Here is a 26,993-nt window from a genome sequence, read left to right as displayed (position 1 = left end):
CCTAGTTGGGAAACGTAGCAATGAGCAAGGGTATTGTAATACAAATGACCAAAATTGATGCAAGCGCAATAAAAATTGCTCTTTTGACCTTGAACACATCCAAAACCAAAAAAGCCACTCCTAAAATAACAAGGATAATGGCCACTTGAGAAAGTTCTATTCCCGTGGCGAAGCCCAATAAAGGAACCACTTTATCTTCCTCTTCTGCCATAAGCATTTTAAAGTAATTGGAAAACCCAAAACCGTGGATCAATCCAAAAAAAGTGGTGGCCAAAACATGGAGCGTCATTCCAACATTTTTGATTTCCTTTTTTACATATACAAAGTTGAACAGGGCTGTCAATAGAATAGTAACCGGAATAAGAAATTCAATCAACCCTACATTCACAGTTAAAACATCAAATGCCGAAAGTGCCAGGGAAGTACAATGGGCAACAGTAAAAATTGTGGCCAAAACCACCACTCTTTTCCAATTGGCAAAGGTAAACGGAATGGCCAAAGCGGATAAAAATAGGATATGGTCATAAGCACCAAAATCCAGTACATGGTTTAGTCCCAGTTTAATGTAAAAAATAAAATCTTGCATTTTTTAGCTGTTAGTTTTTTGTTGATGGTTAATGATGAAATTGCAATTTAAAGATTCATTTTTAATTCATAGCACTGGTACATTCAGCATCCAAATAAAAACTGGGTTTTGATTTCCCATTGAACCATTTATCCATAGCTTTCTCCCTATAGAAAAATCTTTTTGAGGTTGCCAGTTTTGTTGAAATGCCAAAATATTTGCTCTTATCATTCATCTTCTTGCTCTCCAACCACTGGATAGTAACCGCCACTTCCTCTATTTCTTTCTCCAAGTAAACATCAAAGGAGCTTAAATCTACTTTAAACCAACCCAACTGGCCGTTTTTGATTTCGAAAACAATATCTCTGGTATTAAGCAAGTTATCAGGCAGTCCATTCTTCAAGTTATAAAAATTGACCCTAAACTTTAAAGATTTAAACTGATTTGAGGTAATGTTGAAATTAAGTGCGTCTACCCTACAATTTTTTCTGATAGAAAATTTCACACCCATTTCCTTGCTCAACCTATCATCTACACTTTCTTCATAATAAGAATAGAAATTTTTATGCATTGTCCCTAAACCCTTACCGCTGCGCCCCAATTTCTTAGCTTTTGGCTTTTTATATTTTACAACAACTTCTTCCAACCGGGTTTCCAAAGAATCAAGTTTAATTGTCCCTTTTGAATTCATTAATACTGAAACCGGAATGAAACGAGTGTCATATCCTATATGTGAAAAAACAATGGCATCGGTTAATACCACTTTTTCATTCAATTTTAAGGTAAAATTTCCATGAATGTCTGAAATGGTTCCAATTCCTTTATCGGCTATACCAATGTTTACATAGGACAAAACTAATCCGCTTTCAGAATCAATTATTTTACCTGATATAGTTTCTTGTGAAAGCACTTGGCAAGAAATAAGTAAAAAAAGACTTAGGGTAATATTTGTCATTGATGGCTATTCTGCCGACAAAAGTAATTGTGTAGATATGTCGGCCTAACAACAAAATGTTAATTAAGAATTACTGCTTTTAACTAATCCCCCGTTCCTTCTGAATGATCTCGTAAGCCTTCTGCACTTCCTTAAATTTCTCCTCTGCACCTTTTTTAATGGCCTCATTTTCCGTTACCACACGATCGGGGTGATATTTCTTAGCCATGGTTCTGTACGCTTTCTTTACCTCATCATCAGAAACTGTCTTTTCAATCTCCAAAATCTTATAAGCATTATCAGCAGATTTGATGAACATCGCCATAATACTTTCAAAATCATGTTGACCAACCCTAAGATACCCTGCCAATTCTCTTAATTTGATCACTTCAGCTTTGCTGACTTGTCCATCGGCCTGCGCAATGCCAAACAAAAAATGTAAAAGCTGTAATCTTACTTCGTAACGTGTTCGTTGCACCAAATAAGAACAGATTCGTTGCGCTGAGACCTCCCTTTTCTTGATGACATCGTTAAAAGTCCTGAAAATGGCATTGGCCTTTTCCTTTCCATAAGTGCTCAAAAAATACTGCCTTACATAATCCAACTCCCGCTGGCTTACTTGCCCATCTGCCTTAATAACAATGGAACACAATGAAAGTAAATTCAGCTCAAAATCGGCCGGAGAAACACTCTGCCGTGTTAAATCCTGAAAAACATTTCTGCCACCTCCATTGGAGCCTCCCATATTATCAAAAAGACTTCCTACAATGAATCCCAGGACAGCTCCCGGAAAACGAAATATAAAATAGCCCAAAAAAGCGGCTACCCATTTAATCATCCTAAAAAATATTAGAGCCCAAATATAGGGTTTTGCCCAATAAATAAGACTTTATGGGATGTTAAGGGTATTGAAAAAAATTCGACAAAAGCCGTATCTTTGAAAGTTGAATAAAAACATAAGACTATGTATCCAGAAGAATTAGTAAAACCTATGAGAGCAGACCTAGCTTCCGCCGGGTTTGAAGAACTATATACAAGTGAGGCTGTTGAAAACGCACTAAAACAAGAAGGTACTACTTTAGTAGTGGTAAATTCTGTTTGCGGCTGTGCGGCGGCCAATGCCAGACCTGCTGCAAAGCTAAGTTTGCAAAACAGCAAAAAACCAAACCATTTAGCAACCGTTTTTGCGGGAGTTGACACAGAAGCTGTGGATACTGCAAGAAATCATATGGTGCCTTTTCCCCCTTCTTCGCCAAGTATGGCTCTTTTTAAGGACGGAGAATTGGTCCACATGATAGAAAGACATCATATTGAAGGACGCCCTGCTGAAATAATCGCAGAGAATTTAATGGAAGCTTACAACGAATTCTGTTAAACACAAACTATCAAAAAATGAAGCCACCCCCTTAGGGTGGTTTTTTGTTTTTGCACTAAAATTTAGAAGAAAAACATTGGGAATCTTTGTTTTAATTCTAAAGATTTTACCAAATTGGCCTTATAAAAACATATAGGTATGCAAAAGTTGCTTTCTTATCCCTTGACCATACTTTTTTTAATCTGTTTTGGGTTGACTTTGCTAGTCTTCCATCCCATTCAATGGTTTTGTTTAAATGTTTTGGGTTACGATGCGCATAAAAGAAGCGTGGGTGTGCTAAACTGGTTTTTAATGCGGTGTACAAATGTACTTGGGACTAGGTATCGATTTAATAATCTACATCAGATTCCTACGGATAAACCTCTGATTATTGTCACCAACCACCAAAGCATGTATGATATTCCGCCCATTATTTGGCACATGCGCAAACACCATCCAAAATTTGTGGCAAAAAAAGAATTGGGTAAAGGCATTCCAAGCGTATCATATAACCTAAGGCATGGCGGTTCTGCTTTAATTGATAGAAAAGATGTCAAACAGGCTCTTAGTGAAATAGCAAAGTTGGGCAGTTACGTGGAAAAAAATAATCGTGCGGCCGTTATTTTTCCTGAAGGGACAAGAAGCAGGACTGGACACCCCAAACCGTTTAAGCCCATGGGGCTAAAAATACTTTTGAAAAAAGCTCCATCTGCACTTATTGTACCCATAACCATTAATAATTCTTGGAAATTATTGCGATTTGGACAATTCCCTATGGGATTAGGAGCATACGTGCAATTTCATGTACACCAACCCATTGAGAATACAGGAAATATTGACGATTTAATCACTAGGGTAGAGGAGCAAATCAAACAAGAAATAAAGGTTGATCAATGAATAGCCTCGAACTGATTGAAGAGACCATTTCCTTTGTAAAAAAAGAACTCCAAAACGCTGAGGGTGGACATGATTGGTTTCATATTGAAAGGGTGTTCAATACCACAAAATTGATTTCAAAACATGAAGAAGTCGATACCCTTACCGTTCAATTGTCAGCTCTTTTGCATGATATTGCCGACCCAAAATTCCATAATGGTGATGAAGGCGTAGGACCAAAAATGGCTGAAGATTTTTTAAGTTCTCAAAAAGTTAATCCAGAAACCATTGATCATGTAGTGAACATTATCAAACACATGTCTTTTAAAAACAGCTTGGAAGCTGGTGAAAAATTCAACTCCAAAGAACTTCAAGTGGTCCAAGATGCAGATAGATTAGATGCTATTGGTGCCATTGGCATTGCCAGAGCCTTTAATTATGGAGGTTTTAAGAACAGGGAACTTTATAATCCAACAATCCCACCTAATTTAAACATGACCAAAGAGGGGTATAAAAAATCGCAAGCTCCTACAATTAATCACTTCTACGAAAAACTACTTTTGCTCAAGGACAAAATGAATACCCAAACTGGCAAAAGACTAGCAGAAGAACGGCACAAGTTTATGTTAGATTATTTGGAACAATTTTATAAAGAGTGGAATACATAACAACCCTCTTTGGTCTATTGTTGTTTTTTGTATCTTCAATCCCATCAAAAAAACAAACCAAATGCAACGAAGAAAGTTCTTAAAAAATGCTGCCACAACTTCAGCGGCTTTTACCATAGTCCCTAGTTTTGTCCTCGGAAAAAACCATGTGCCTCCTAGCGATACTCTCTATATGGCCTCTTTTGGAGCCGGCGGAAGGGGCGGTGGCGTAATTAAGGGTTTGGCCGAGACAGGTAAAGTAAAATTTGTTGCTTTCTGTGATGTAGATGATCGTAGGGCAAAGCAAACATATGAAGCCTTTCCTGATGCCAAACGATACAAAGACTTTCGAAAAGTTTATAAAAATCATTTAAAAGATATTGATGCTATTTCAGTGGCAACACCAGACCATACGCATGCTACCATAGCACTTCCTTTTATGCGCGAAAAAAAGCATGCTTATGTTGAAAAACCTTTGACCCACAATATCCATGAAGCACGATTAATGACCAAAGTTGCCGCTGAAAATGGTATAGTAACCCAAATGGGCAACCAAGGTGCATCAAGCGACGATAGCCGTATTGCCCGTGAATGGGTTGAATCTGGTGTTATTGGAAATGTACATACCATTGAGTGCTGGACCAATCGTCCAGTATGGCCGCAAGGGGTTGCCGTACCAACCGAAAAGCAAAACATTCCTAAAGGACTTGATTGGGATCTTTGGTTGGGCCCAGCTGCAATGCGTAACTATAATGATGCTTACCTCCCTTTTAAATGGCGAGGTTGGTGGGATTTTGGAACAGGAGCTCTAGGCGATATGGGCTGTCATATTATGGAAACACCGTTCAGTGTTTTGGATTTGGGCTATCCTACTGAAGCAGAAGCTAGTTGCACCACGGTTTGGGTAGGTGATTTTGTTGAGGCAGATTATAGCCCTTCATGCCCTCCTTCTTCAAAAATCCATTTGAAATTTGAACATCCCACGCATGGCGATATTCAATTGAACTGGTACGATGGTGGAATCATGCCAGATCTTCCAGATGAATTAAAAGATGGTGAAATAGTAGGTAACAGGGATGGTGGCACCATCATGTATGGAGATAAGGGGATTTTGGTTTGTGACACCTATTCCCAAAATGCCCGTCTACTTCCTTCTGATATGATGGATCTATACAAATCCCCAGAACCTAAGTACGCAAGAGTCCCAGGTAGCATGGGAGGACATATTGCCAATTTTGTGGATGGGTGTTTGAGTGGTGCAGAAACATCATCCAACTTTGCCAAAGCAGGGCCTTTAACGGAAACTGTGCTTATGGGTAACCTAGCTGTAAAAGCGTATCAATACAAAGTATTGAAGGAAGGGAAAAAAGCAGGTGATTGGGATCCTTACAATTACCCAGGAAGGCGTAAACTTCTCTGGGATGGGAAAAACATGAAAATCACCAATTACGATAAGGCCAATGAATGGGTGAGCCGGGAATACCGGAAGGGTTGGGAATTGACCTAATCTTTTTACATTACAAAAATTAAGGGGCTTCCATTCCTAAAGAATTGGAAGTCCTTTAAAACCAATACATATGACCACCAAGCCAGTCAGAATACTTTCAATTGATGCCTTGAGAGGTTTTGACATGCTTCTGATTATCTTTGCCGACCACTTTTTTTTCAATCTCAATGAAGGTGCCCAAACCTCTTTTACATCAACATTGGCAGAGCAGTTTAATCACCCGAAATGGTTTGGTTCTACTTTTTATGATATTATAATGCCCTTGTTCCTATTTGTGGTTGGAGCGGTTATTCCTTTTTCCTTGTCCAAAAGGATACAAAACACTACTAGTAAAAGTGCCATTTATAGCAAGCTTATAAAGCGTTTTATAACTCTATTTATTCTTGGGTGGGTAGTTCAAGGAAATTTATTGGCCTGGGACATCAACGAATTTCATGTTTTCAGTAATACCTTACAGGCTATTGCAGTTGGATACTTGTTTTCTTGCATTGCCTATATCCATCTGCAGAAGAAATGGCTCTATGTAGTTTTTGCATTTTGTCTAGTAATTTATGCTTTGATTTTAACCGCCCCAATTGTTCCTGGTGTTGGAAGAAGCTTACTCTTACCTGATCAAAATTTTGCATTGTATTTTGACCGTTTGGTTCTTGGGAAATTTGATGATGGACTTCAATATACATGGCTTCTTACTGGATTTGGATTTACAGCTACAACCTTGTCTGGAGTTTTTGCAGGGGAGCTTATCAAATCCACTCTTCCAAGAAAAAAGGTTTCCTTATATCTACTACTAACAGGGGTTGCCGCTTTGGCCCTTGGGTTAATTTGGGGGATATGGCACCCTATTGTTAAAAAGATATGGTCAAGCACATTTGTGTTGGCTTCATCTGGGGTATGTTACATTCTATTGGCCCTCTTTTATTGGGTTATTGATGTAAAAGGAAAAAGGAAATGGGCATTCCCTTTAAAAGTAATTGGCATGAATGCCATTACCGCGTATGTACTTTCCCATGTAATTAATTTTCGTGAGGTTGCAAGCTTTCTTTTATATGGTTTAGAACAATATGTTGGCGCTTATTACCAAATGATTCTTTCTGTTGGAGGATTCGGGATTCTTTATCTATTGCTATGGTATATGTACAAGAACAACACTTTTATTAAAGTTTAAGCCAGTTTCTTTTGAAGGTGTCTTTTCACAAGTTCATTATCCGTATGTTCAATGGCTTTTTTTAAAGTGGTATAATAATCAACATGTTTAATTTCCAACAATAGTTCTGCCTTAATAGCATAAAACAATCCTGATTTACTAAAATCTGTTTTCTTTTCAAGAGTGTTCAATTCCAGAAGCCCTTTCTCCGCTCCATTAATTTTTGCGAAGGGCACAATCCTATTTAAAGCCAATATAAAAGAATATTGTTGCTTCAATTGTAGATCGTACAAATACAAAATGCTTTTCCAATCGGTTTTTTGAAAAGTCTTGGCCTGGCAATGATAAAATGATCGGGCTGCTTCTAAATGATAGCTGGAAGGCAGCTTATCTTCGGTTCCCGAACTTTCTAGATGGTGAATCCCAATTTTAATCAATTCCTTGTTGTATCTAGACCTGTCCTGATATTCTAAGGTCACCAACTCTCTCTCTTCATCCAATCTCGCATCAAATCGAGAAGCATGAAAGCACATCAATGCAATCAATGCTTCTAAATTTGGGTGTCTGCAATACTTATTATCGCGAAGCAATAACGCAAGTCTCAAAGCTTCATAACAAATATCTTTTTTAAGCAATTGTGAGCCTGTGGTTGCCGAATAACCTTCTGAAAAAAGCAAATAGATTACACGCAACACAATAAATAGTCTGGACTGGAGTCCCATTTGCACCGGAATCTTTAAAAGCTGTACTTCTTCCCGAAATTTTTTCTTTGCCCTGGTAAAGGATTTTGCCACAGTTTCTTCCTTTTTCAACAAAGCATCAGCCAATTCCTTGTTGCTAAAACCGCCAATAAGTTTTAGGCTGAGAATTAGTTGGTATTCCTCAGATAAAGAAGGGTGACAACATGCAAAAATCATTTTCAGTTGACTATCCGATATGGAGTTTTCCAACGAAATCCCCTCAGTTGATGAATCTTCATCATCCTCCTTTAATGGCCTATGCTCCAAGTAGTCCATTTTCTTTGCCCGTCTAAGCACATCAATCAGTGCATTATTGGCCACTCTGTACAGCCAAGCCGTGGGGTTATCAGGAATAGCTTTAAACGCCCATACTTGCATGGCTTTTACAAAAGTGTCTTGGGTCGCATCTTCTATTTTCTCCAAATTGGAAACTCCAAACTTGTTGGTCAATGCAGCTACAATCTTCCCATATTCATTTCTGAAAAGATGATCAACAGTATTGTTTAGGTTGGTCTGCTTCATTGCGTAAAAGAAAAAGCCCGATTCTCATCAGGCTTCTAGGTTTAACATGTTTTTGTTTAGTGCTCATCCATAGTAAGAATCTCCCTGACCTCCACAAAACTCCCATCATAGTCAAAAATGGGACATCCTTTTGATATTTCCACAGCTTCATCAATATCCTTAGCTGAAACAATCAAATATCCCCCAACCATTTCAGCTCCTTCGGCATATGGCCCGTTAGTTACCAATTCGCCTCTATTTTTTACCACTTTTCCATCCTCGCCCAAGGGGAGACCATCCAAAAGCTGGCCTTTTTCTTTTAGACCTCCCATCCACTCCCCCCACACTTGCATATGGGCTTGTTTCTCTTCTTGTGACAATTTGCCGTAAGCTTCGTCTCCTCCTCTAAATAAATACAAAAAATTACTCATTGTTTTTCATTTTATGTCCAACGCATGTGGACTGGTTTTTACTTTATTCTTGTTTTTATGACGAAGAGAAAAGTATAGATTGGACAATCCCTATAAATTTATCTAAAATAATTTCATTTGTCCATCTTTATATTGTTCATGTAGATCGTAGTTTAATTTAGGAAAGCTTTTGTCTTTAAAATATTTTATTCTGGCAAGCTTGGCCATATCATGTATTTGTTGGGCCACTTTTCCTTCTCCTCTATTTCGCAATCCAAAACGGCTATCATTAATGGAGCCTCCATGGCAATCCTGAATTAAATGCAAAACCTTTTCGGCCCTATCCGGCATAGCTTTCTTGATCCAATCCGTAAAAATTTGACCAATTGCGCCATTAAGTCGCACAAAGGTTATTGCAAAAGAACTTGCGCCATGATCGGCAACCGCTTTTGCCAATTGCAGAATCTCGTGGCTATTAATTCCTGGAATCATGGGTGCCAACATTGCATTTACAGGGATTTTGTTTTCGGATAATACTTTAATGGTATTCAATCGCTTTTGGATGGATGCTGTTCTAGGTTCCAGTTTTCGTCTTGTTTTTTCCGAAAGGGAAGTTACCGATATATTCACTCCTACCAGCTGGTGGGATGTTAGCTCTTTTAAAACATCTAGGTCACGGAGGATAAGCGCATTTTTCGTAATGATACCTACAGGGTGCCTGTATTTAAGAAAAACCTCCAAACATTTTCTGGTGATTTGAAATCTTCTTTCGGCGGGCTGATAGCAATCCGTATTGCCGGACATTACAATAGTGTGCGCTTTCCAATTTTTGTGCTTTATTTTTTTCTCCAACAGCTCTGGAGCTGCTTTTTTAATCAAAATCTTCCGTTCAAAATCCAATCCGGCACTATACCCCCAATATTCATGAGCGTTTCTTGCATAGCAATAGATACATCCATGTTCACAACCTTGATAGGGATTCATGGAATATAGCATCCCAACATCTGGACTGTCAACTTTGTTGACAATGGTTTTAGGGAAAATTGGTATGTACTCGGTCTTATTGCTTTCTGCTTGCTCGCCCTCAAGTCGGCAAAACTCTAAAAAATCCTCACGTACTTCATACACATGTTGAAGGAACTTGTTTGGTGTATTTTTCTGGGCTCCACGTCCTTTAATTATATTCTTGGATTTCAATATGCTGGATTTATTCCAAAAATATGGAAATAATCCCATTATTGAATTGCACTTTTATCAACAATCCGTTGAGTTACAATTGCAGGGGCAACAAAAAAGAGTCCCAAAAGGGACTCCTTAACCAATAATCATATGTAACTAACTAAAAATCTAGTCTTCTAAATCAAAATATGATGCTACGGCCTCATAATCATTAGTGTCTACACCGGCGGCTTTTAGGCTAGCCATTACATCTCCGTTACCATTCTTACCGGTAAGCACAGAGTTCTCAATTGCAACAACTCTAATGAAAGTATAAGTTCCTGGGGCAAAAGTGTGTGGAGTATCATCATCAGTATTATACCAAAATATATCCAAATTACCGAGTTCATCATAAACCACTCTTGCATAAGTATTATTACTTATTAGAGCTCCGGGAATTGGAAATATGCGATTTGCTGGAGCAGAACCAATTAAATAAAATAGGTATGTATAATTGGCAACTTCTTCATTGGTGATTCCAAGTCCCACCGTTTCAAAATCTGTAGTGTATTTATTATCACTAAAAAATTCTCCAATTGCCAAATCAGCTTTTATGACATTGGCATTGCCATTTGTGCCATCCATACCCTGACAATCCAAAGCATTTACTTCACCATCGTTATTAGAATCCTCTGTATCAAAATCCGCGGTACCATTACCGTTCAAATCCCAACAATTGTCCCCATTGTCTCCAGCTGACCCTACTGGTCCTTGTGGGCCTTGTTCTCCAATAGGTCCCTGTATACCTTGAGCACCAGTTTCACCATCTTCCCCTGAACATGATACCATTGTAACTGCCATAGCTAACATGGCCATACTAAATAATTTTAATCCTTTCATGATTTTTAAATTTTAAGGTTTTAGAACCCCAAAGCTATGCGTACTTTGCTGGTTTTCAGCAGTATACTTGAGCTATTGCGTATATGAGTTGACGGATTGCCGTTTACGATTGATAAATGATATTAACAGAGAGGGTTTTCCTATAGTATTGAACGTACAGAAATAAAATAGCCTCCTAAAGGAGGCTATCATGTAAAAATATTTAGCTATGTTTTTGTAAACCAGTTATTCCATCAATTGAAGCCCACCTTTACCAGTTGTTTTTTGCTCCCTCTTTTTGCATAGAAAATCATATTATCGTTATCCATTGCCTTAAGTGGTTTGGATACCATTAAAGGAAGTCTTGCCTCTTGGTTATCAATAATTTTTTCGTAGTCCATTACTCCATTTTCATCCAAAGAAATCATAAAAACATTACGATTTCTACTTAGTCCCTGTTTAAAGATCAAACGTTCATTGTTGATCAATTGCGGGTTTTCAGAAGCTGTACAGATAAAAAAGTAGGTCTTTCCATCTTTACAATATGAACTATAGGATGCATAGGCTCCATCGCCTTGGGTAACTTCTGCCTTGTTGATGTTCCTGGCCCATACCAGATTGCCATTGGAGTTCAGCTTGGCACTAACGATGTCATTATGGTGAAAGCGTTCCAATTTAACACGCTGGCCAGCTCCTGTTACTTCCATTCCCGTGGTTACAAAATACTCTTCTGCATTAAAAAAGATTTCTTCTTGCTGGGTCACTTCAACACCCTTAAAAACAAGGTTTTTGATTACTTTTTCTTCATCCCGTCCAAACTTGTCTTCCATAAATTGTTGAGAAAACGGGTTGTACTTTTTGGAATTGATACTTAAAGAAATAGGGTTCACGTCAAAATAGGCAATTCCATTGTAGCGATTATCTTTTCTGTCGGCATAAAATCCCGCACAGACCAGTCTGTTCTTTAGAATTATTGGATATAATGCCTCAGGATATTTACCTGCATCAACAAATGATTGTGTCTTGCTTCCATTCTGGGAAACCTTGATCAATTCGTACTGAAACTTTCGTTCATCAACTCTAAAACGCTTCTTTTTAAAATAGGCTTTACCTACAATATATGCCGTTTGCAAATCTGAACTGATGGCGATATTCTCAAAAGCATAGTTCTTCTCCTCTATTTCATGTGAAAAGTCGTGCTCAAAGCGTTTGTTCAACGCAGTATCGTACAAGTGGATAATATGCTTGTTCTGTTTTCCTCTTTTGTGATGTGTGCTGATTACAAAACCTGTTTTTTCTTCATTGAAAAGAATAGTAGTGGAAAATCCTTTTGAAAAATTTCGGTTATAATAGTTTTTCCCAACTGGGTTCCTAACTTCTTCAGATGCAATTGTCAACAGTTTTTGCTGTTTAAAATTGAATGCCGTAATTGGGCTGCTGTGCACCCAATATTCATACTGACCCCTTCCATAGTTATAATTAAGAAACAAAAGATTTAATTGACCATTTTTAAAGAATCCGTCAACAAAATTCAATCCCTTAAGTTTATAGTTATATTCGGAAACAAGTTCCAGGTTGTTATTGTAACGTTCTATTAAATATCCCTTGGGTTTTAAAATCAATCCTTGAAAATAGGCTCGTACCAGAATGTAACCCCCAGAACCATCATCTGAAATGGTCAACAGGTTAGAATAACGGTATCTATCGCTAAATTTTTCTCCAAAGTCATAAGAGACAGGCATTTTTTCTTGAGCGCTGCCCAATACTCCTGCTAAAAGCAAATAAAGTAGAATAAATCGCTTTTTCATCATAGTCCGGTTTGGTTAGACAAACGGCTATGACCCTTGAAAATTGGCTTTTCGTTTTTCAAGGAAGGCAGAAGTTCCCTCCTTGAAATCGTTGGTACCAAAACAGCTACCAAAAGCATCGATTTCAGCGGCATAACCATTTACATCATACTTAAAACCTGCATTTATAGCATTTATTGCATATTTTACGGCAACTGGGGAGTTATTCGATATCCTGCTCGCTATTTTAAGACAGAGGGGCAATAATTCTTCTTGCGTCACCACATAATTGACCAATCCATACTCCAAAGCTTTATTGGCATCGATCATACCGGCCGTCATTATCATTTCCATTGCCCTGCCTTTTCCAATAAGTTGTGGTAGACGTTGCGTACCACCATAGCCAGGAATTACTCCAAGAGAAACTTCTGGGAGTCCCATTTTGGCATTATCACTGGCAATTCTAAAATGGCTAGACATGGCCAGCTCCAATCCTCCCCCCAATGCAAATCCGTTTACAGCTGCTATAACAGGTGTAGAAAGGTTTTCTATAAAATCAAAAAGCAATTTTTGCCCTTCGGCGGCCAGTTGCCAGCCTTCTTCTATTGAAAAATGGGCGAATTCGGAAATATCGGCCCCAGCCACAAAGGCCTTCTCGCCACTTCCAGTTAAAATAACAACCTTAATTTCCTTGTCATCATCTAATTCCTTAAAGGCAGTATGAAGCTCTGAAATAGTCCTTTTATTGAGAGCGTTCAACTTCTTTGGACGATTAATGGTTATCGTAGCTACGCCATTTTCTTCTTCAATGTATATGTTTTCGTAGTTCATAGGTGTTATTTTATTTGGATCTCTACTGTGTCCGGCCCGATATATATTTTTGTTTTATTCCTTTGGAAATTTAACGGTAAACACCGTTCCCCTACCTTCTTTTGAAGTAAACTCAATGGTTCCGTTATAGTTTTCGACAATATTTTTTACCATTCCCAAGCCCAAGCCCATACCGCTGGATTTTGTGGTGAATTTAGGTTCAAATACTTTCTCCTTGAAATCATCGGATATACCTATACCATTATCCGCCACAGAAACTTTCACATGCTCCTGCTCTGAAGCTACAGTTACCAGAATCCTTGGAGAATCAACTTCAGGGACAGCTTGAATGGCATTTTTGACCAAATTGGTCACCACCCTAATCAATTGGGTACGGTCCAGTTTGGCTATGATTTCTTCTTCGTCCGCTATAAAATGGATATAGTCCTCCGTGAAAATTTCCAGGGCCAATTTAACAATCTTAACCACGTTAAGGGTTTCCTTTTGTTGCGCAGGCATATCAGCAAAATTGGAAAATGCAGACGCAATGTTGCTCATGGTATCTATCTGCTGAATCAGAGTTTTAGAAAATTCTTTGATCTTAGCATCCGCCTTGGGATCATCCGGACTAAACTTTCGTTCAAAACTTTGCACGGTCAATCGCAAGGGCGTCAACGGGTTCTTAATTTCATGGGCAACCTGTTTTGCCATTTCTCGCCATGCCTGTTCACGTTCGCTCCTTGCCAATTTTACAGCACTTTCCTCCAATTCATCTATCATTCCATTGTAAGAATCTACCAGTTTTCCTATCTCCTCAGTTGGGTTTTCTATGTAAATTTTCTCATTCCGCTTGGTCAGGTCGGTTTGGGTCATTTTGTCCGATATGGTTTGTATGGAACGAGTAATGTACTTGGAGATAAAATATGCCAATACAATTGCACAGAGCAACATGATAAGATACACTCCTCCTAAACGGAACAAGAATTCCCTAAGCTCCATATTGCTAAAGGAATTGTCCTCAAAATAAGGGAGGTTTACAATTCCTATGGGCTTGAATTTCAAATCGTTGATATATGTATAAGAAGCTTGATAATTATCTCCCGCAGCAGTTTTCTTCTCTATGTGCCTTTTATTAGCGGCTATTTTTAGATTGTTCAATATCTCGGCATCCAAGCAATTGGAAATGGAATCGGCCTCAAATGCAGGTCTTGAACTTTTGATCAATCCACCATCCAAATCGTAAATATTGAATGGAACATTTTGAACATCGGCTATTTTATAGATTTCATCCATAAAAATGAGTTCCAAATTTTCTGTATTCACTGGATAGGTGGTCTCTCTTAAGGCATAGGATATACTTTGAAGAATCTGTTCCTCTTTTCGCTCCAATCTATTTTCATGATAGTCCTTGCTCTGTTCGCGATATTGGTAGATGGTAACTCCGGCAATCAATACTGAAGCAATGACCACCAAAAGAATCATGGCTACAAAAATGCGTGAACGGAGCGATAATTTTTTGAACAATCTTTTGTGGATTTGAGATTAAAGTTAGCAATAATCACACCAAAATAGTGAATATGATAAATTTCAAATCCCAAACTCCAAAAACTTGGAATTTGGTGCTTGATTATTGGTTTTTAGATTTAGGCGTTAGGGTTTTTATCCCGTATACGTTTATATAATCGAATCCCCAGCATCAGAAAAATTGCAAGAACTACGATTCCCACAACTCCGTAAATCCAGTTAAAGGCATTCTTCAGGATTACCAGGAACACGATTGCAAAAAGAACCAAGGTCGCTACTTCGTTCCAGATGCGCATAAATCGGGAGGTGTATTTGACCTCATTACGTTGTAATTGCTTAAAAATTTGATGGCATTTAAAATGATAGACAAATAGAAGAGCCACAAACCCTAATTTTACCTGCATCCATGCTTCTTGCAACCACACAGGTTGTATCACCAATAACCAAATGGCAAATAGGGTACACAAAATGGCCGAAGGCCATGTGATGATATACCACAACCGCTTTGTCATCAATTTTAACTGTTCCGATAAAATCTCCTTTTCTGGGGAAGGTTTTTGCCAAGCTTCAATATGATAAATGAACAGGCGGGGAATGTAGAACAAACCAGCAAACCAAGTTACCACAAAAATTAAATGAAGTGATTTTATATAAGGATAGAGCATACCGTCACATTATTGACCATTGTAAATTTAAGCCTTAAGAAATCTTAAACTACTCAACAACACCCATTTTTTTCAGCAAAAAACTCGCATTCATATTTTTACAAACTCCTTTTTTAAACTGGTAGTCAAAGAAAAGTTCATCGTCCACAATATTGGCATCAAAATAATAGTTGGACACGGCATCAAGTTTTTCCGCAACTTCACATAAGCTTAAATCGTGGGTGGCAATAATTCCAGTGCCCCCCAAACTCACTAGTTTTTTAATAAATTTTTGTGATCCAATAGCTTTATCCGTACTGTTGGTCCCTTTCAATATTTCATCCAAAACAATAAAATATCTGTCTGCACCCATTTGATCAACAATAAACTTCAATCGCTTCAATTCACTGAAAAAATAACTTTCATCATCTGCAAGACTATCTGTAGTACGCATACTGGTAATCAGTTTTATTGGACTATAGTTTGCTGATTGCGCACGGACCGGAAGTCCAACATTGGCCATCACCAATTGTAGCGCCACTGTTCGCAAAAAGGTGCTTTTGCCTGCCATATTTGCACCGGTGATGATAAAAAATTCGTCTTCCGATATGGTAATGTCATTGTGAACAGCTTTTTTGGGGTCTAGCATGGGGTGAGCTATACTTTTACATTCCAACGTTATTCCATTGGCCACAATGTTTGGGAATATGTGGTCTTTGTGATTAAATGTATAATTACCTAAGCTGTTATACGCATCATAAAACGCAATTGTATCAAACCATCGAGAAACATTGGTCTTGTGTTGGCCGATCCATGTTTCTATTTCGCTGCTTATAATCAAATCTCTAAGGAAAAATCCATTGAGCACCAATCCAACAAGAACATTGTTTCGTTGATCAAGCCTATCCAGGAGTTTTGAAAATTTCTTTAAAACTCCTGAACTTGATTGTTGTTGATCAACAATGTTCTTTCTTTTTTCTGTCAGCAGTTTACTTTCAAATTCTTGGTTCTCTATTAGGAATAACAATCTGGAATACTGTGTAAAAGTGCTCTGTATTTGGGAGGTGTGTGCCGAAAGTCGATTAATCCTTTTGACAAAGATACCGGTTACCACCATACCTGTAACAAATGAAATAAAGACCCAATATCCAGGAATAAATCCAATAAAATAAAAGGCAATCAGCACAAAAGATATCAACGAAAAAATATTGGCCCATACTTTCATTTGCTTTGGCACAAATGGTTTATACTGCATAAGCCAGTTGATTACTTTGTTGGCAGGAACTTCGGTTTTTACCAAAGTTGCAGTTGCACCATATTCTTGGCGCCATTCAGGCTTTTCAGATAATTCCCGAATGGCAGTCTGTTTTTGTTCAATATTTTTAATGTTATTGGATTGTAATATCTGCGCCAATATATTGGAGCCACTTGCCAAAGCGGTTCGGTTGAGGTATTGATAAAAAGACCCTCTCCCAAATAGGTCAATATCTGACCCAAACCAATGATCTGGGTCCAGAAATTCTTTCCCTTCGGGAAGGCCATGGAAATTCCGGTCAAGAACCTGGAGTTCCAATTTGTTCCTTTTGATCAATTCGGTTTTTAAGTCTTGTTGATATTTTAAGCGATTATGCCGCATCACCAAAAAAACGAAAGCAGCTATCCCCAAAAATAATACTGCGACAAGAAGTTTAGTGTTGCCCCACCCAAAATAGATTGACAAGATCAAAACAACAAAAATCAATAATCGTATAGTGCTCGAAAGGTTTAGCTTTTTCTTGATGCCACTTAACTCATCTTGGAACTTTAGAAGTTGATTTTTATAAAAAGTCTTTGTATCTATCGTCATGAATCATCTAAATATAGTCTGTTCTGTTCCTCAGGATTAAAAAACGCTAAATTTAGATGAATTCCTTGTAATTCTTTTCTTTCGGTTATTTAATCTTCCACAAATAAATAATTCAAGTTTAGACTGTTGAACGAAGCGTTGAATTCCTTTATCTCTTTATCAACCAAGGCATCAAATGCTTCCAATTGGGATTTGATTTTTCCCGAAAGTTCATTTTTTACCGCAATGTCCTGCTCAGTTGGTGGGAAATCATCAATGGAGACCAAACTGTTCAAGTGCCCCAATTTGTTCGTTAACCGAATGGGGAAGTTCAATGGATCCTGGTTACTTCTGTTCTTCGTTTGGTAGAGCGCTTTCTCAACATTTTCAAAGCCTTCCTTCATCTTTTTGGCTTTTTCCACCAAATCTTTGGTCTGCTCATTGTCTTTGTACTGTTTTGCAAAAGCATCTAATTGCGCGTTGATCTTTCTGATTTTTTTAATGGATTGATGCGCCCTGTCAATCGTCTCATTGATATCAGAAATAAAATCGTACTGCGTTTGCATGTCCGCAACGGAAACCTCAGCCCTTGGATCGGGAAGAATCTTAAATTCTTGGGATTGATTAGTTCCATTCACATTCAAATGAACTTTATAATTGCCAGGTACGGCCTTTGCTCCACTTAAATTGGCCCACCAAAGAATCATTCCCTTCAATTTTTCAGCACCTTTTCCACGAGTATCCCAAACATGGGTGTTCCCTCCTTTTTTTACCTTGATTTTTTTATCTTTTTTAGAAGCAAAGTTGCTATACGTGGCCAAAGTATCTCCATTCATCTTAGTGTAGGTAAGACTTATGCTGTCCTTTTCAGAGACATCTTTCATGTAGAAATGTGTGATTACTCCATTTGGATGGTTCTGCCCTTCAGTTTTTGAAGGCTCTTTGGCTGCACTTCCCTTGGTTCGATAGCTATCTTTGGGTTGATAAAGAATTGAACTAGTAGTTTTTTGGGAAGTATCTTGCTGGTGCAATACTGTAAGATCATCAACAACCCAAACACTACGCCCCTGGGTTGCCACTACCAAATTGTTATCCTTGATTACCAAATCTGTAATGGGAACAATGGGAAGGTTCAATTGGAACTTTTGCCAGTTTCTTCCATCATTGAAGGAAATGTACATTCCTGTTTCTGTTCCAGCATACAACAGGCCTTTTCGTTTTGGGTCTTCTCGAAGTACTCGCGTAAAATGTTCGTTTTCTATTCCATTTGTAATCTTATTCCAGGTCTTTCCATAATCCGTGGTTTTGTATAAATACGGTTGAAAATCTCCTAACTTATATCGTGTAGCTGCCACATAGCAAGTACCCTCATCAAAAGCCGAAGGCTCAATACTGTTAATCATATTCCATTCGGGCATATTGGGAGGGGTAACATTCTCCCAGCTTGCACCTCCATCTTTGGTGACATGAATTAATCCATCATCACTTCCCACCCAAAGCAAGCCTTCTTTTATGGGGCTTTCATTAGCTGCAAAAATGGTACAGTAATATTCCACACTGGTATTGTCCTGTGTAATGGGCCCACCGCTGGAAACCAACTTTGTTGGGTCATTTCTGGTTAAATCATCGCTCAACACTTCCCAACTTTGTCCTTCATTTGTACTCAAATGTACATGATTGGAAAAAGTATATAACTTCTTCGGGGCGTGCTTACTAAAAATGATGGGGAAGTTCCATTGAAAACGATATTTCATAGCTTCCGCACCATGTCCCATGGGATTGTCCGGCCAAACATTGATGCCCCTTACGGTTTTATTTTTATGGTTGACCCGAGTTAAAAACCCATCATAACTACCTCCGTAAACAATATCATTATTGGTAGGATCAATGGCAATATGTGCCGACTCGCCCCCAGCTGTGGGTTCCCAATCATCTTCGCCAATAGACCCATCATCACTACGGTGATTGATTCGGATGGTTGAATTATCCTGCTGCGCCACATAAATACGATATGGAAATGCATTGTCCGTAGTCACTCTGTAAAATTGCGCTGTGGGTTGATTGTAATAGGTGCTCCATGTTTCACCACCATCATAAGTGACCTGTGCACCTCCATCATCGCCAATGACCATTCGTTTAGAATTTTCAGGTGAAATCCATAGATCATGATGATCCCCATGTGGTGCATTGAAAGTATTGAAGCTCTTTCCTCCATCTGTCGATTTATGGTAGCGTACATTCAACACATAGACCACATCCTCATCCTCGGTATCGGCATATACTCGAGTATAATACCAAGCCCGTTGCCGTAATTTGCGTTCACTATTTACCTGGGTCCATTTCTTGCCTCCATCATCAGAACGATACAAGCCTCCTTTTTCCTTGTTCTCCACAATGGCCCATACCCTGTCACTATTTTTAGGAGAAACCGTTACACCAATAATCCCTAATGTATCTTTTGGAAAGCCTTCATTTTTGGAAATTTCTGTCCATGTCTCTCCACTATCAGTGCTTTTCCACAATGCTGACCCATCTCCACCACTGCTTAAACTATAAGGTGTTCTTTTTGCCCTCCAAGTAGAAGCGTATAAAATTCTGGGGTTGTTTGGGTCGAAGGTTAGATCAACTGCTCCGGCCTGATCGTTGACAAAAAGTATCTGTTTCCAGTTTTTGCCTCCATCTGTACTCTTGTAGATTCCTCTTTCTTTTGTGGGTTTGTAAATATTGCCCAGCACCGCTGCATAAACTGTATTGTAATCGGTAGGGTGAATTCGGATTCTAGGTACGTGCCTACTATTTTTTAGTCCTGCAAACGTCCAGGTCTTTCCAGCGTTCTCTGTTTTCCAAATACCATATCCACTTGACACATTTCCACGAAGTGTTTTTTCTCCTCCGCCAACATAGATCACATTCGGGTCGCTTTTGGCCACCTCAACCGCGCCAATACTTCCTCCAAAATAACCATCAGAAATATTCTCCCAGGTACGACCTCCATTGGTGGTTTTCCATACCCCTCCGCCGGTGGCGCCAAAATAAAAAAGGTTGGGCTCTCCAGGAACTCCGGTTACCGCTGCAGAGCGTCCTCCACGAAAGGGTCCCACCAAACGATATTCCAAACTGGAATAGAGTTCCTCTGGGTAATCAGGTGTAGTTTGTGTTTTCTTTTTTCTTTGGGATTGGGCAGAAATGGCAAACAGGCAAAGTGCGACGAAGAGCACTCCACTTTTGGAAAGCAGTTGTTTCATTTTTTTGATGTTGAATTAGTCGGACTTAAATGTAGGGAAAAACTAGATATTCTGTGGAGGAATTAACATTACATTCTTTGTGATTGAACACCACAAATATCAACTCTTACATCACAAAAACCACCCTCTATGTAACAATGTGGATAATTTTATACTAATCCATTAGAGAAAGTAATCATCCAATTTCTTACTTTAGAAACATTAACACAAAACACTTTACCATGGATATTTTTAGCAAGATCAAAGAAAAACTCACCCATGAGTTTATTGATATAATTGAGTGGCTCGATTATACCGATGATACTATCGCCCACAGGTTTGAGCGGTATCAAAATGAAATCAAGAACGGAGCAAAGCTCATTGTTCGCGAAGGACAGACCGCTGTCTTTGTCAACGAAGGACAATTGGCAGATGTTTTTACTCCAGGAACCTATGACCTCACCACTAAAAACCTTCCTATTTTGGCAACCCTTAAAGGTTGGAAATATGGTTTCAACTCGCCTTTTAAGGCAGAAGTCTATTTTGTAAACACACATTTGTTTACGGATGAGAAATGGGGGACCAAGAGTCCCATCACTTTAAGTGATGAGCGTTTTGGTTTGGTCGAAATCAGGGCATTTGGCACCTACGCCTTTAAAATTTCCGACGCAGGAAAGTTTATTGTTGATATTGTTGGGACCGATAACAATTTCACCAATTTTGAAATCAATGAGCATCTAAAAAGTTTGATTGCCACACGTTTTACTGACACAGTAGGTGAGGCCAATCTTCCTATAGAATTATATGCGGCCAACACCTCCGAACTTTCAGAAACTTGTAAAGAAGTCATGGCCCCAGAATTCCAATCTGTGGGTATTTCTTTGGAGAAATTCTATATTGAAAATGTCTCCATGCCCGAAGACCTTAAAAAGGAAATCTTCGAATACAGCAGAATTGATAAATTGGATTTGGATAAGTTGACCAAGTTCAAAACTGCCAAAGCCATTGAGGCAGCTGCCAAAAATGAAGGCGGAACCGCAGGTGCTGGAATGGGCATGGGAATGGGCTTTGTGTTGGCACAACAAATGGGCGGAATGATGGCGGGAGCCCCGCAGGCAAATACGCAGATGGGTGGAAGCGCTCAATCTAGGGTTGCTGTTCCTCCACCAATGCCAACTGCAGTTCAGTATTTTTATGCAGTGAACAGTGCCCAACAAGGACCAGTTTCCTTTGAACAATTGCAGGCATTGTTTGCAGGGCGAACCATAAATCGGGATAGTTTGGTCTGGAAACAAGGCATGGCCAATTGGACAGCCTTAAAGGATGTTGAGGAGTTAAAATCGTTCTTGGGAGGAAACACTCCACCACCTTTGCCAAACCCATAATATTATTTTGTCATTCCTGTGAAAACAGGAATCCATAAAATTAAGATTCCCGCCTTCGCGGGAATGACAGCATGAATGAAACAGTAAAAAAAACAGAGCTTAAAAAACCCTGTGTCAATTGTGGTGCGGAGCTCAAATACAAACCTGGGACCATCAACATCAGTTGCGAGTATTGCGGACATGAAGAGTCCATCAAAATTGATGAAAATGGGTTCGAGGAATTGGAGTTGTACCCTTATTTACAGGAAATGGGCGCCCAAAAGCACAGTGAAGAGATTTCCATGCTCCATTGTAAAAACTGTGGGGCCAATCAGCATGTAGAAGAAAATTACAAATCGCTGCATTGTGTTTATTGCAGTATGCCTCTGGTGATTGAAGATGCCTATAAAGAAGATTGGATTTTACCCGGGGCCGTGCTCCCCTTTCAGATTGAAAAGCAAAAATCCTTCCTCATCTTTCAAAAATGGGTGGCCCGCTTATGGTGGGCTCCCAACAAACTGAAAAAGGCCGCCCTGGACCCGCAATTTACCAAAGGCCTGTATTTGCCCTATTGGACTTTTGATGCGCAACTCTCGGCCTCCTACACCGGACAGCGGGGTGAATATTATTATGAAACCCAGCGATACCGAGATAGTAATGGCAAAACCCAGACTCGACAAGTTCGCAAAACACGGTGGTATCCAGCTTCCGGTCATGTTTCTGGTTTTGTAGATGATACTTTGATTAAAGCATCGCAACAACGTTCTGGTAGAATTCCCAATAAAATTGCACATTGGAATTTAAAAAAACTGCAGCCTTTCAGCAGTAGTTTTTTATCAGGTTTTGTTACAGAAAAGTATACCATTCCTCTAAAAGAGGGCCATCTACATTCTAAAGATGTGGCTAAAAATATAGCAACAAGATGGTGCCGACAAGATATTGGCGGAGATACGCAACGCATCAGCAGTATGAACATGAAATTGGCCGAAGAGACTTTTAAACATATTCTGCTGCCGGTGTATGTTAGTGCATACCGTTATAAAGGCAAGGAGTATAACTTTTATATCAACGGTGAAAATGGACAAATATCCGGAACTCGCCCTTATAGTTTTTGGAAGATATTTTTTGCAGTCATTTTTGGATTAATCATAATTGGGCTGATTGTTTTGTTGACACAGGGTTAATCAAAGCATTGTTTTTCATGTTTATAGATAGTTAAAGTATATAGTGCAAAAGTAATTTTCCCTTACTTTTAAAACATGGCAAAACAAATCAGCTTGGTCTCCATTTTTGTGCTATTGAATATGGGCATTGGTCGCATGTTCCAAGAAAGTTTGGGTGCCACCTGTTTTTCAGAGCTTTCTATTCTTGCTATCACCAGTTTTTTCTTTTGGAATATATCGGCAAAACAAATCAAGACTTGGGCCGGAAGATGGGCAGTAGATTCCACAGGAAAGAATGTTCTCCTTCAAGGTGGAATTGGACTTTCTGCTTCTGCTATAAATATTCTCGTTGGTCAATTTTTAGTCATTTTTCTAATGACCACTATATACAATTGTACCTCTCCAAGTTTCAATATGCTCAATGCAAGTCTTACCAATAACGTAGGAGTGAATTTACTCTGCTATTTTTCATTGCTCTTTTATTTTGTGGGCATTAAAAAAGATAAGTCTGCCCCACAGCAAAACAATAGGCTCAATCAAAAAAACAGGGTTGCCGTTTCAAAAAGGGGGTCACAGTTTCTTTTGGAACCCCGCGAAATTGTTTATGTAGAGACCAGTAACAATTGCATTGTTCTACACACCCAAAAAGGAAGATTCGTAAAATACCAAAGCCTTCGTTCATTTGCCCAAACGCTATGTCCAAACACTTTTAAACGGATTCATCGCTCGTATTTGGTCAATTCAGAATTTATCGATCAAATACAGAAAAACAACAGTGGGGATGGCAAACTTCGCTTGAAGACTGGAGATGATTTGAAGTTCAGCAGAACCTATCTGCAAGAACTATCACATATTTAGAGTCCGCAACTTACCCCTTTTTTTCCGCGACCTGCCATGTTTACTAGGGTTTCCAATCGCTAAACCTCTTACTTTTAGGCAAATCCTCATAAGTAATGAAAAAAACAATGTTCTTCTTTTCCGTCCTTATAATATTGTCCGCCTGTTGCAAGGAAGCACAAAATCGACTTTCTGAGAACTTAGTAACCGGGGAGGATAGGAACGTACTCAAGAACCTCAAAGAGGTACAATGGCCCAAGGCCTATCGCGAACAAGATACTCTTTTGCTCGATAAGATTTTAGGTGATGATTTTCAAATGGTAGATGCCAGTGGTGAATGGTCAACAAAAACCAAAGAGCTTGAATGGATCAAGGAAAATGCCATGGAAAATGACTCTTTCTTTTATGAAATTAAACGTTTGGACATACTCCCCAATGGAACTGCACTGATTTGCGGCACTGGTCATATTTTTAATGACAGCACAGAAACTATTTATCAATCCAGTAATATCCTGATCAAGCGCAAAGGAGCGTGGAAAGCAGTTGCTTCACATGTATCTGGAATTAAGAATTTAGATTGATTATAGCCGCACTCCCATTTTTAGTTTAACATATTTTTTAAAATGATAGGACAATTTATCGCTTAAATTGGGAAAAACAGTCAACCACATGAGAACACTTTTATGGCTATTCATTTTCATTTCTTCTGTGTTAAAAGCACAATCTGTTTCCTTGGACTTTGAAAAAGATCTGATTCCAGAAGGTATAGCGATGCACTTGCCATCCAAAAAAGTGTACATCAACAGCCTTGTTCACAATAAAATTGTCCGCTGCAATCTTGATGGCTCCGATCCTGAGGATTTTATTTCAAACAATCAATATGGCTATCTCGCTGGATTTGGAATGACCATAAAAGGAGATACTTTGTATGCCTTGGGAAATAGTCTCCCAAAAATCAACAACAAATCTATTTTGTTGTTGCTGGATATCCCTTCGGGCAAGTTAATCAAATCATATCCTCTGAATATTCCCGATTTCATCTATCTCAATGACATTGCCATCGGCTCACATGGAGACATTTATATAACCGACTCCGAAAGCAATAACATCTATACCGTAAACAAATCCAAGGATGAACTGGAAGTCTTTTTTTCCAATGACGAAATCAAACATTCCAATGGAATAGCAATTTCCCCAGATGATAAGTTTCTCTATTTCGCCTCATACACCAGTGGGATTCGTATTTTGGATATTGCTACCAAAAAGTTGGTCAATCAACCTAACAATCATAAGGGTATTGATGGCATGAAATTTTACAACAACGGCTTGGTTGCTATTGTGAATAGCCGGCGTGATGCAACACTGAATGGTATTTATCGGTTCCATTTGGATAAAAACAACACTGAAATTGTAGAAAAGGAAAAACTACAGAATTTCCCACGCTTATCGGATATTCCAACAACTTTTGACCTTCATGGTGACACCATGTACTTTGTGTCTGACTCCCAACTGGATTTGTTAAATCAAGAAACCAATGAAATTAAGGATATTGCAAAGTTGGAAAATTACCAACTGTTAATTTCAAACTTGGCAGGTAATGATAAAAACGATGAAAAAAGTACGGTAATGTCCAAAAGATATTGCACCGAGATTGGTCGTTTTGATTTGCTTTTTGATGATGATGAAATAGCTGGAGCTTATTTTTTAAAACATAAAAATGTATTGGGCGGTATTTGGGGAAAATTAAAAGGCAACGTTATGACCGGAAGATGGCATGATGCAGACGGTGAAGGAGATATTATCATCACCTTTACAGATGATTTTTTATTTTTTGCAGCAGATTACAAGGCAGATGACGAGCCTAACAAGTGGTACAAAGACACATGGCATGGTGCCTTAAGGCCCAACGACAATACTTCTTTTGAGTTTAATGGTAAAACTTTTCGATGCGAGTAAAGGGGAGCTAGTCCAAAAACTCCAAACAAACTGGGCTGGAAAGTTTGATTTCATTCAAGAATTCAAGCGTTCCTTTTCCAACATCTCTTTTATAAATGGTGATGTTGTTACTTCTTTGATTGGCAACCAACAGAAAATTTCCTGAAGGGTCCAAAGTAAAATTGCGGGGCCAATCGCCACGGACGGATTCCCTCCCAACCAAACTTAGTTTGCCAGAATCTGAATCAACGCTGAAAATCACAATGGTGTTCTCGCCTCGATTAGATCCGTACAAAAACTTCCCATCTGCTGACAGATGCACATCAGCACAATAGCTTTTGCCTTCAAAGGCGGAATCGAGGGTGCTTTTGGTTTCAATTTCCTTATACGAGCCATCTTCTTTTTGTTTGAAAACGGTAAGGGTTGAGTTCAACTCATTGATCACATACAGGATGCCTTCCTTCCCAAAGACAAAATGCCTTGGTCCAGCCCTTTCAGCAACATTTAGAGAAGCCTGTTCCGAAGGAACAAAGAGATGATTCAAGTTGCTATATCGTTTCACCGCATCCAATCCCAAATCGGCGACAAAAAGGTCGTTCTCTTTAAAGTTTGCCATATGGGCATGCGATGTTTTGGTTGTGTCCAATACCTTATGATCTATAATTTGGGGATTTGATACCAACGATCCATTTTCTGTCAGCTTAAAAATAGAAACATTTCCACCAGAATAGTTTGAGGCCGCTAAATAACCATCACCTGACAGTGCTACATGGCAAGGGTGCTTTCCTTCAGTTCCCATACTGTTTAAAAGCTCGAGTTGTCCATCTTTCAACCTAAATGCAGTAACACCTCCGCCCAAACTGTCAAAATCAGCAGTTTCTTGAGCCGCATATAGATTTTTCTTGTCTTCAGAAATTTTGATAAATGATGGATTGGGTAAAACAGCCGCCAAATTCTTGTTTGTTAAAGCTCCCGTACCGGCATCAAAAGTGAATTTATAAATACCTTCACTGTCGCCATCTGTATAAGTTCCAACAAATAATTGAAACTCTTTTTTCGCTTCTTTCTTTTCGGAGCACCCTACTAAACCCATCAATAAAACACTTAAAATCAAACTAAAAAATCTCATCGCTAAAATTGTCTTTTGCTAAAAATAACAACTAAA

The 26,993-nt window shown here is 38.8% G+C and carries 24 protein-coding genes; 10 read left to right on the top strand and 14 right to left on the bottom strand.

Annotated features, from left to right (window positions below; translation table 11 throughout):
• Position 1: 1 nt before the first annotated feature.
• The 3 genes from CRO15_RS04215 to CRO15_RS04205 all read right to left on the bottom strand — a co-directional run bounded on the left by CRO15_RS04215 (position 2) and on the right by CRO15_RS04205 (position 2,337).
• Positions 2 to 586 (bottom strand): HupE/UreJ family protein, encoded by a 585-nt coding sequence (locus CRO15_RS04215; protein ID WP_097044513.1) that lies wholly within the window; start codon positions 584 to 586, stop codon positions 2 to 4.
• 61 nt (positions 587 to 647) lie between these two features.
• Entirely contained in the window at positions 648 to 1,520 is an 873-nt protein-coding gene (locus CRO15_RS04210) for a carboxypeptidase-like regulatory domain-containing protein (protein WP_097044512.1), read from the bottom strand.
• A gap of 79 nt (positions 1,521 to 1,599) precedes the next feature.
• Positions 1,600 to 2,337 carry a TerB family tellurite resistance protein gene (locus CRO15_RS04205; protein ID WP_097044511.1) on the bottom strand — a complete coding sequence of 246 codons (738 nt, stop codon included), beginning with the start codon at positions 2,335 to 2,337 and terminating at the stop codon, positions 1,600 to 1,602.
• Between the two features lie 126 nt (positions 2,338 to 2,463).
• Between CRO15_RS04205 and CRO15_RS04200 the strand changes: the two genes are divergently transcribed.
• From CRO15_RS04200 to CRO15_RS04180, 5 genes are all read left to right on the top strand, one after another.
• Positions 2,464 to 2,874: a BrxA/BrxB family bacilliredoxin gene (locus tag CRO15_RS04200; RefSeq protein WP_097044510.1), complete on the top strand. Its 411-nt coding sequence runs from the start codon at positions 2,464 to 2,466 to the stop codon at positions 2,872 to 2,874.
• A gap of 138 nt (positions 2,875 to 3,012) precedes the next feature.
• Positions 3,013 to 3,750 carry a lysophospholipid acyltransferase family protein gene (locus CRO15_RS04195; RefSeq protein WP_097044509.1) on the top strand — a complete coding sequence of 246 codons (738 nt, stop codon included), beginning with the start codon at positions 3,013 to 3,015 and terminating at the stop codon, positions 3,748 to 3,750.
• On the top strand, positions 3,747 to 4,397 hold the full coding sequence (locus tag CRO15_RS04190; protein WP_097044508.1) for an HD domain-containing protein: 651 nt from the start codon (positions 3,747 to 3,749) through the stop codon (positions 4,395 to 4,397). Before CRO15_RS04195 ends, CRO15_RS04190 begins: the two co-directional genes overlap by 4 nt.
• Before the next feature lie 61 nt (positions 4,398 to 4,458).
• Entirely contained in the window at positions 4,459 to 5,883 is a 1,425-nt protein-coding gene (locus CRO15_RS04185) for a Gfo/Idh/MocA family protein (RefSeq protein ID WP_097044507.1), read from the top strand.
• Between the two features lie 70 nt (positions 5,884 to 5,953).
• Positions 5,954 to 7,048, top strand: a complete 1,095-nt coding sequence (locus tag CRO15_RS04180) for an acyltransferase family protein (protein ID WP_097044506.1) — start codon at positions 5,954 to 5,956, stop codon at positions 7,046 to 7,048.
• Here the strand turns inward: CRO15_RS04180 and CRO15_RS04175 are convergent.
• From CRO15_RS04175 to CRO15_RS04130, 10 genes are all read right to left on the bottom strand, one after another.
• Entirely contained in the window at positions 7,045 to 8,289 is a 1,245-nt protein-coding gene (locus CRO15_RS04175) for an RNA polymerase sigma factor (RefSeq protein ID WP_097044505.1), read from the bottom strand. The genes CRO15_RS04180 and CRO15_RS04175 overlap by 4 nt on opposite strands.
• A gap of 56 nt (positions 8,290 to 8,345) precedes the next feature.
• The gene (locus CRO15_RS04170) at positions 8,346 to 8,699 is read right to left on the bottom strand and encodes a YciI family protein (protein WP_097044504.1); all 354 of its coding nucleotides are present in this window, start codon (positions 8,697 to 8,699) and stop codon (positions 8,346 to 8,348) included.
• A 102-nt stretch (positions 8,700 to 8,801) separates the two neighbouring features.
• Positions 8,802 to 9,914 carry a PA0069 family radical SAM protein gene (locus CRO15_RS04165; RefSeq protein WP_417935201.1) on the bottom strand — a complete coding sequence of 371 codons (1,113 nt, stop codon included), beginning with the start codon at positions 9,912 to 9,914 and terminating at the stop codon, positions 8,802 to 8,804.
• Positions 9,915 to 10,025: 111 nt separating this feature from the next.
• Positions 10,026 to 10,736, bottom strand: a complete 711-nt coding sequence (locus CRO15_RS04160; protein ID WP_097044502.1) for a collagen-like protein — start codon at positions 10,734 to 10,736, stop codon at positions 10,026 to 10,028.
• Positions 10,737 to 10,969: 233 nt separating this feature from the next.
• Positions 10,970 to 12,523, bottom strand: a complete 1,554-nt coding sequence (locus tag CRO15_RS04155) for a hypothetical protein (protein ID WP_097044501.1) — start codon at positions 12,521 to 12,523, stop codon at positions 10,970 to 10,972.
• Between the two features lie 27 nt (positions 12,524 to 12,550).
• Positions 12,551 to 13,333: an enoyl-CoA hydratase/isomerase family protein gene (locus tag CRO15_RS04150; RefSeq protein WP_097044500.1), complete on the bottom strand. Its 783-nt coding sequence runs from the start codon at positions 13,331 to 13,333 to the stop codon at positions 12,551 to 12,553.
• A gap of 54 nt (positions 13,334 to 13,387) precedes the next feature.
• A complete protein-coding gene (locus CRO15_RS04145; RefSeq protein ID WP_097044499.1) occupies positions 13,388 to 14,794 on the bottom strand; it encodes a sensor histidine kinase in 1,407 nt (468 codons plus the stop codon).
• 161 nt (positions 14,795 to 14,955) lie between these two features.
• Positions 14,956 to 15,501 carry a CopD family protein gene (locus tag CRO15_RS04140; RefSeq protein ID WP_097044498.1) on the bottom strand — a complete coding sequence of 182 codons (546 nt, stop codon included), beginning with the start codon at positions 15,499 to 15,501 and terminating at the stop codon, positions 14,956 to 14,958.
• 49 nt (positions 15,502 to 15,550) lie between these two features.
• On the bottom strand, positions 15,551 to 17,326 hold the full coding sequence (locus CRO15_RS04135; protein ID WP_097044497.1) for a MutS-related protein: 1,776 nt from the start codon (positions 17,324 to 17,326) through the stop codon (positions 15,551 to 15,553).
• Positions 17,327 to 17,415: 89 nt separating this feature from the next.
• Entirely contained in the window at positions 17,416 to 20,550 is a 3,135-nt protein-coding gene (locus CRO15_RS04130; protein WP_097044496.1) for a VPS10 domain-containing protein, read from the bottom strand.
• A gap of 221 nt (positions 20,551 to 20,771) precedes the next feature.
• On the opposite strand from CRO15_RS04130, the gene CRO15_RS04125 reads away from it, so the two are divergent.
• The 5 genes from CRO15_RS04125 (at position 20,772) to CRO15_RS04105 (ending at position 25,849) form a co-directional block, all read left to right on the top strand.
• Positions 20,772 to 21,914, top strand: coding sequence for an SPFH domain-containing protein (locus tag CRO15_RS04125; RefSeq protein ID WP_097044495.1), 1,143 nt, complete (start codon positions 20,772 to 20,774; stop codon positions 21,912 to 21,914).
• Positions 21,915 to 21,985: 71 nt separating this feature from the next.
• Positions 21,986 to 23,077, top strand: a complete 1,092-nt coding sequence (locus CRO15_RS04120; protein WP_097044494.1) for a TFIIB-type zinc ribbon-containing protein — start codon at positions 21,986 to 21,988, stop codon at positions 23,075 to 23,077.
• 75 nt (positions 23,078 to 23,152) lie between these two features.
• Positions 23,153 to 23,914, top strand: coding sequence for a LytR/AlgR family response regulator transcription factor (locus CRO15_RS04115; RefSeq protein WP_097044493.1), 762 nt, complete (start codon positions 23,153 to 23,155; stop codon positions 23,912 to 23,914).
• A 95-nt stretch (positions 23,915 to 24,009) separates the two neighbouring features.
• A complete protein-coding gene (locus CRO15_RS04110; RefSeq protein ID WP_097044492.1) occupies positions 24,010 to 24,474 on the top strand; it encodes a nuclear transport factor 2 family protein in 465 nt (154 codons plus the stop codon).
• Between the two features lie 88 nt (positions 24,475 to 24,562).
• Positions 24,563 to 25,849, top strand: a complete 1,287-nt coding sequence (locus CRO15_RS04105; RefSeq protein ID WP_097044491.1) for an SMP-30/gluconolactonase/LRE family protein — start codon at positions 24,563 to 24,565, stop codon at positions 25,847 to 25,849.
• Between the two features lie 7 nt (positions 25,850 to 25,856).
• On the opposite strand, the gene CRO15_RS04100 is transcribed toward CRO15_RS04105, so the two are convergent.
• Positions 25,857 to 26,957 carry a lactonase family protein gene (locus tag CRO15_RS04100; RefSeq protein ID WP_097044490.1) on the bottom strand — a complete coding sequence of 367 codons (1,101 nt, stop codon included), beginning with the start codon at positions 26,955 to 26,957 and terminating at the stop codon, positions 25,857 to 25,859.
• Positions 26,958 to 26,993: the final 36 nt, after the last annotated feature.

Source organism: Flagellimonas pacifica, assembly GCF_900215465.1.
Taxonomy (GTDB): domain Bacteria; phylum Bacteroidota; class Bacteroidia; order Flavobacteriales; family Flavobacteriaceae; genus Flagellimonas; species Flagellimonas pacifica.
Note: the sequence above shows the minus strand (reverse complement) of the source record. Positions and strands in the feature narration are given on the sequence as shown.

Coding starts and splice junctions, on each gene's coding strand:
- CRO15_RS04215 (WP_097044513.1), bottom strand. CDS start 586: ATGCAAGATTTTATTTTTTACATTAAACTGGGACTAAACCATGTACTG.
- CRO15_RS04210 (WP_097044512.1), bottom strand. CDS start 1,520: ATGACAAATATTACCCTAAGTCTTTTTTTACTTATTTCTTGCCAAGTG.
- CRO15_RS04205 (WP_097044511.1), bottom strand. CDS start 2,337: ATGATTAAATGGGTAGCCGCTTTTTTGGGCTATTTTATATTTCGTTTT.
- CRO15_RS04200 (WP_097044510.1), top strand. CDS start 2,464: ATGTATCCAGAAGAATTAGTAAAACCTATGAGAGCAGACCTAGCTTCC.
- CRO15_RS04195 (WP_097044509.1), top strand. CDS start 3,013: ATGCAAAAGTTGCTTTCTTATCCCTTGACCATACTTTTTTTAATCTGT.
- CRO15_RS04190 (WP_097044508.1), top strand. CDS start 3,747: ATGAATAGCCTCGAACTGATTGAAGAGACCATTTCCTTTGTAAAAAAA.
- CRO15_RS04185 (WP_097044507.1), top strand. CDS start 4,459: ATGCAACGAAGAAAGTTCTTAAAAAATGCTGCCACAACTTCAGCGGCT.
- CRO15_RS04180 (WP_097044506.1), top strand. CDS start 5,954: ATGACCACCAAGCCAGTCAGAATACTTTCAATTGATGCCTTGAGAGGT.
- CRO15_RS04175 (WP_097044505.1), bottom strand. CDS start 8,289: ATGAAGCAGACCAACCTAAACAATACTGTTGATCATCTTTTCAGAAAT.
- CRO15_RS04170 (WP_097044504.1), bottom strand. CDS start 8,699: ATGAGTAATTTTTTGTATTTATTTAGAGGAGGAGACGAAGCTTACGGC.
- CRO15_RS04165 (WP_417935201.1), bottom strand. CDS start 9,914: ATGGGATTATTTCCATATTTTTGGAATAAATCCAGCATATTGAAATCC.
- CRO15_RS04160 (WP_097044502.1), bottom strand. CDS start 10,736: ATGAAAGGATTAAAATTATTTAGTATGGCCATGTTAGCTATGGCAGTT.
- CRO15_RS04155 (WP_097044501.1), bottom strand. CDS start 12,523: ATGAAAAAGCGATTTATTCTACTTTATTTGCTTTTAGCAGGAGTATTG.
- CRO15_RS04150 (WP_097044500.1), bottom strand. CDS start 13,333: ATGAACTACGAAAACATATACATTGAAGAAGAAAATGGCGTAGCTACG.
- CRO15_RS04145 (WP_097044499.1), bottom strand. CDS start 14,794: ATGATTCTTTTGGTGGTCATTGCTTCAGTATTGATTGCCGGAGTTACC.
- CRO15_RS04140 (WP_097044498.1), bottom strand. CDS start 15,501: ATGCTCTATCCTTATATAAAATCACTTCATTTAATTTTTGTGGTAACT.
- CRO15_RS04135 (WP_097044497.1), bottom strand. CDS start 17,326: ATGACGATAGATACAAAGACTTTTTATAAAAATCAACTTCTAAAGTTC.
- CRO15_RS04130 (WP_097044496.1), bottom strand. CDS start 20,550: ATGAAACAACTGCTTTCCAAAAGTGGAGTGCTCTTCGTCGCACTTTGC.
- CRO15_RS04125 (WP_097044495.1), top strand. CDS start 20,772: ATGGATATTTTTAGCAAGATCAAAGAAAAACTCACCCATGAGTTTATT.
- CRO15_RS04120 (WP_097044494.1), top strand. CDS start 21,986: ATGAATGAAACAGTAAAAAAAACAGAGCTTAAAAAACCCTGTGTCAAT.
- CRO15_RS04115 (WP_097044493.1), top strand. CDS start 23,153: ATGGCAAAACAAATCAGCTTGGTCTCCATTTTTGTGCTATTGAATATG.
- CRO15_RS04110 (WP_097044492.1), top strand. CDS start 24,010: ATGAAAAAAACAATGTTCTTCTTTTCCGTCCTTATAATATTGTCCGCC.
- CRO15_RS04105 (WP_097044491.1), top strand. CDS start 24,563: ATGAGAACACTTTTATGGCTATTCATTTTCATTTCTTCTGTGTTAAAA.
- CRO15_RS04100 (WP_097044490.1), bottom strand. CDS start 26,957: ATGAGATTTTTTAGTTTGATTTTAAGTGTTTTATTGATGGGTTTAGTA.